Origin of the sequence: Prevotella sp. oral taxon 317 str. F0108 (assembly GCF_000162415.1) — a bacterium.
GTDB lineage: Bacteria > Bacteroidota > Bacteroidia > Bacteroidales > Bacteroidaceae > Prevotella > Prevotella conceptionensis.
Genome location: NZ_GG740073.1, coordinates 1 through 5,353, shown reverse-complemented (window position 1 = coordinate 5,353; position 5,353 = coordinate 1). Strand labels below are relative to the sequence as shown.

Here is a 5,353-nt window from a genome sequence, read left to right as displayed (position 1 = left end):
ACGTTGGCAAACCTCGTCGTCTCCCTCCGCCTAAACACATTCACAAAAATAGACCTCGAAAAGTGGCTCAATGAGCCTTTCACGCCTCCGCCAGAGGATGACATCTCGGAATAGGGGATTGAAAGTAGGCTCTTTTTGCGAAGCCTGTGGGCACCGTGCTTTGAGAGATACACAAAATTTATTTAGGACAATATTGGACAATATTGGAATAATTTAGGTGTATGGTAATGTTTTAACAATGAAAGCTTGTCGTTACACAAATAAAACACTAAATTTGCAAAGCGAATTATTGTGTGTTAGTAATTATGATTAATTCTGACCAAGTATTATCCCTGATACGGAATCATTTGGATAATGATGATGCCCAGTTCAGGAAGGTGGCTTTACAGATATCAGCTGTAGAAGCCAAGAATGGTCATGTTATTTTAGCACGTACCATTCAAGATTTACTCGGTAAATCCAAGACTTCATTTAGTCCACTTCATATTTCTCCGAAGCATAAAGATGTAGAAGATCTTTTATTGCAAATTGAAAGTGATGAGGACTTGAAAAGTCTCATTACATCAGATGAGAACATTGAGAAAATCAACAGAATCATCAAGGAATATTTGAAACGAGACAATCTTCATAAGTATGGACTTGACAATAGACGAAAACTGTTGTTATATGGTGAATCCGGAACAGGTAAAACTATGACAGCTAATGTTCTGTCTAGGGAACTAAATCTTCCTTTCTTTGTAGTACGTACAGAAAAGGTTGTTACGAAGTTCATGGGAGAAACCGGGTTGAAACTAAGTAATATCTTTGATTTTATCTCCGAAGTACCAGCTGTATATCTTTTTGATGAATTTGATGCAATTGGAGCTCAAAGAGGAATGGACAACGAAGTTGGTGAGCAACGTCGTATTTTAAACACATTCTTACAGCTCTTAGAAAGAGATTCTTCTGAAAGTTTTATTATCGCAGCAACAAACAGCATCGAATCAATAGATAAGGCTATGTTCCGCAGATTCGATGATGTGATAGAATATACTTTACCAGATTCAAAACAACGTCTAAAGCTTTTAAAAGAATATTTATATACGGCAAAGGATCTTGATTTTTCAATGGTCGAGCCTTTGTTTGACGGAATGAGTCATGCAGAGATTAAAATGGTCTGTGCTGACATATTCAAAGAATCCCTTTTAAACGATACACCTATCAACATTAATCTTGTAAAAACCGTTCTTGATATGCGTAGCATTTTGGTACGCAATATCGGGTAATATTTTTTATGCACAAAAAACATTTCTTCTTAGGTAATCAAATAGCTGAGAATAAAGGATTTACACCCCAATTGCAAAGAGGTGGTTCTCCAGCAGAATTTCCACAATACGATAATAGAAGAGCTCATGCAGATGCATTAAAACTGCAATATGCTAATGCATTTGCAAATGCAATTAATGAGCAAGAGCCACTTCTTCAGTATGGGCAGCATACGGCTGATGGTGCCTATCTGGATTTTACCGTACCACAAAACATGATACCTTCATCTCTTGACACCCAAAGAGGTGCTCGAATAATGAAGATCCATAAAAAGGATTCAGAGGATGATAATGTTGATGTAACTGTTTTTGTTTCGAACAAACATAAAGATTGGTTTGATAAGAAGGCTGATAAATTTGCTACAGCGGAGACAGAAAAGAAAAAACCATGCAATGAATCTCTTATCGCTCCAATACAAGGTATTTCATCAGCAAAAATAGAATCCCTATTTGAGTCAAAAGACGAATATGAAGCCTTAGGACCTGCAGAGGAAATGGGATTCGAATTGTGGATTTGTAAGACAGATGATTATAACATCAATGATATTCAGATCGTTTTAGATGACCTGAGTATAAAATGTCAAATAGAACAACGGCTGCAATTTGCGGATGTTGATGTTTTTCTAATTACAACAAACAAGACCGTTCTTGCACAATTGCCATACCACATGGCAAACATATCTGAAATCCGCCGTTATAAGCAGCCATCTATTTTAACAGAATCTTCAGAGGTCAGTCGAGAATGGACAGACATACTTGCAAACGAGTTACAGTTTGAAGAATCTGATGTTCACATAGGTATTTTAGATAGCGGTGTAAATAATGCGCATCCATTAATAGCTCAAGCTCTCCCAGACAGTCGTATGTCCACTGCTATCAATGTTCAAGATAACCTAGATCACATAGATCATGGAACAGGAATGGCAGGCTTGGTTCTCATGGGAGATTTGACAAAATTGGCATACGATAGAGGAAATTTACCAGTTGTCCAGCATAATTTAGCTTCTGTGAAGATTGTAGATGCAAATTACTCCACAGCCCCTTCATTTTATGGCGCTGTTATTGAAGATGCCATATCTCAAAGTCAAGACATGGGAGCTGATATTGATTGTATGGCGGTAACAGATTCAATTTCTGATGATGGAAAACCTACATCTAGTTCAGCTGCTCTTGATGAAAGTATTTATCATAGTGGAGAATGTGATCGCCTAGTATTGGTTTCTGCTGGTAATATATATCAAGATGATGTAGACGCCACCAATTATATTAAATCATGTAAGGCAAATGCTATAAATAGTCCTGCTCAGGCATGGAATGCTCTAACGGTTGGCGCATATACAGAACTTTCTATACCTGCAGATAAGACTGCTAAAGGAATAGCGTCCCCTAAAGGAGTGTCCCCATATTCATGTACTTCGTTTAGTTGGCATGAAGAAAGAGTTAAACCAGAAATTGTAATGGAGGGTGGAAATCTGGCATATAGTCCATCTATGGGTTTATATCCTGACGAGGATCTGTGCCTTATCACAACCAGCAATGATTTACGTTCCCCTCTTGAGACGTTTAATGCTACAAGTGCTGCAACAGCTCTTGCTGCGCGTCTTGCAGCAAAGATAAAGGTAGAGAATCCTAATTTAAGTATGCTGTCAATCAGAGCGTTGATGGTACATTCAGCTCGTTGGACAGATGAAATGAAAAGTATTGATGACGGAAGACCTCAAGATATAATGCCACTCTGTGGATATGGCATCCCAGATGAAGATATAGCAGCATATAGCAGTGAAAAATATGCAACTTATGTATTTGAAAATGAATTAAAGCCATACAAGTCCGGGGGGACGAATACATACAATGAAATGCATTTCTATGCTTTGCCATGGCCTGTAGACGTACTAGAAACAATGCACGATGAAGTTGTAACTTTACGTATAACCCTGTCATACTATGTCGAGCCGGCACCAGGGAAATCCGGAAAGAACAATAAATACCGCTACCCATCAGCCACTTTGCGTTTTGATGTAAAAACTCCAATTGAGAACGATTCAGAATTCTTGGCTCGCCACAATAAACTCGAAGGTGAAAAAACAAGTGACAATAATTCGACACGATGGAATATCGGACAGCAGCGTCGAGAAAGAGGTACCGTCCAGTCAGACTGGTTCTCATGTACGGCACAAGAGTTAGCAAGCTGTGGGCAAATTGTTGTGTTCCCAGGTCCTGGTTGGTGGAAAGAGCGTAAGCTTGAAAATGTCGATAATAAGATAAAGTATTCACTTGTGGTATCAATTCAGACGGAGAAAACTGAAATTTACCAAGCTGTAGAGACCGCTATTGCAAACAGAATAGCAATTCCAATTTCGAATCATTATTAAAAGTATGAGGTTGCTTGATGGCCACATGGACCAAATCATCAACAAACTGGAAGCGCACGAGAGTAAGACCCTTTCTCGCTGGCGTGAGGCTGCTGAATACCGACAGACCAACAAGTCGTGGCTCCGTCGCTCGCAGCGTATTGCAATGCTTATGCTCGAGAAGATGGACGAACTCCACCTTACTCAGAAAGAACTTGCCCAGCGTATGAGTTGCTCACAGCAATACGTGTCGAAAATTCTTCGTGGTAAGGAGAACCTTTCCATTGAGACTCTTTGCAAGATAGAGGATGCCCTCTCTCCATTTACTCCCCAGCGAGATAAAAGCGATATGATGAAGCTATACTCACATGACGAGATGCTCGACCGGGTGCTGGGCAGCAAAGGCACTCCTGCCCGTAACGATTACGAGCGAAAGATAAATCGTTTTCTGATAAAGAATATCGGAAAATAGCCGTTTAGATATAAACACATAAAATACACAGACCGCCATTATTGAGTTCCATTTCTTAATAATGGCGGTTGTTTTTCCCAAAATATTTTTTGAGTAAACCACGAAAAGGCCTGTCTTGCTTGTCTTTCTTTGTCTTTTTACAGATATTCAATAAGTTAAGCATGAATTTTAAGTGTCTTTTTTTTGTCTTGCTCTGTCTTTTCTTGAAGTCATCTTGACTTTTCTCCCTTTCTTGTCTTCTTGAGAAGAATTAGTATGAATGCTATATAGAGTTCCATGCCTTCCAACTAGCTAGCGGCGTATCAAACCTATTAAGTACGTTTCTGTATGAATCCATCCACGCATTGGTTCTTTCAATGCAATAGCTCTGCTTATACAGCAATTCGTCTAGGAGTTCTTCCTCCCCTTGCTTTCCTCGGCGTTTGTTGAATGCAACGTTTGGGAAAACCTCGTGTTCATGGCATCCCCATCTGAACTGTTCAGTGTCAAAACCCGCATCTGCGTTAAGGAAGAGTCCCGATACGGACAAGGCCGAGGAATTAAGTCCCGAGAACAATTCAGAAAGCACCTCAGAAATTTTGTAAACATCGTTGTGCGAACCCGAAACGGGAGTGGACATGGCAAGCGGTATTCCCTGGCTGTCGGTGACATATATGGCATTGGTCGTCTTCCTTTTCTTGCGTCCTTGATAGCCACAGCACTCCCCACCGCGAAGGGCGGTGGTGTGGCTGCCGTCCAATTCCACGCTGGACATGTCCAAGAAAAACCTATAACGGTGCAAAATGATGCCCCACACCTTCTCCCATTCACCATTTCTCGACCATTTGCGGAAATGCCCATACACAGTCTTGTAATGCAACACCCTCCCCGTGAAGAAAGATGAGACAGGAAGCATATGCCATTGACAGCCTGTTTTCAACTTGTAGAGAATGCATTGGATGACTTCCACCAAGTCACTTTTTGAGACATGCCCACGTTTTGCCACAGACAAATGCGGCAGAATTTCAGATTTTATTGTATCTTTGTCCAGTACTTCGTACATGAGAGGAGTGTTTATCTTGGTTTAGTAGCACAAAGATAATAAACTCCTCTCAATGAAGTCATTTAGACTTTTCCCTCTTCCTTATCTTTTTCAGAAAAATCAGTATAAATGCGATATAGTTCCATCCCTCCCAACTCGTTTGTGTTGTATCGAACCTGTTGAGCACGCTCCTGTATGAGTCCAT

General features: G+C 40.2%; 3 protein-coding genes and 1 pseudogene. 3 read left to right on the top strand and 1 reads right to left on the bottom strand.

Annotated features, from left to right (window positions below; translation table 11 throughout):
• Positions 1-305 precede the first annotated feature (305 nt).
• Genes HMPREF0670_RS06895 through HMPREF0670_RS06885 form a run of 3 tightly spaced genes read left to right on the top strand, consistent with a single transcriptional unit; the run spans position 306 to position 4,127 of the window.
• The gene (locus HMPREF0670_RS06895) at positions 306-1,265 is read left to right on the top strand and encodes an AAA family ATPase (protein ID WP_009230432.1); all 960 of its coding nucleotides are present in this window, start codon (positions 306-308) and stop codon (positions 1,263-1,265) included.
• 8 nt (positions 1,266-1,273) lie between these two features.
• On the top strand, positions 1,274-3,676 hold the full coding sequence (locus HMPREF0670_RS06890) for a S8 family peptidase (protein ID WP_009230431.1): 2,403 nt from the start codon (positions 1,274-1,276) through the stop codon (positions 3,674-3,676).
• Positions 3,677-3,680: 4 nt separating this feature from the next.
• Positions 3,681-4,127 carry a helix-turn-helix domain-containing protein gene (locus tag HMPREF0670_RS06885; protein ID WP_232213879.1) on the top strand — a complete coding sequence of 149 codons (447 nt, stop codon included), beginning with the start codon at positions 3,681-3,683 and terminating at the stop codon, positions 4,125-4,127.
• Between the two features lie 209 nt (positions 4,128-4,336).
• On the opposite strand, the pseudogene HMPREF0670_RS06875 reads toward HMPREF0670_RS06885, so the two are convergent.
• Positions 4,337-5,169: pseudogene (locus HMPREF0670_RS06875) on the bottom strand (IS5 family transposase).
• Positions 5,170-5,353 lie beyond the last annotated feature (184 nt).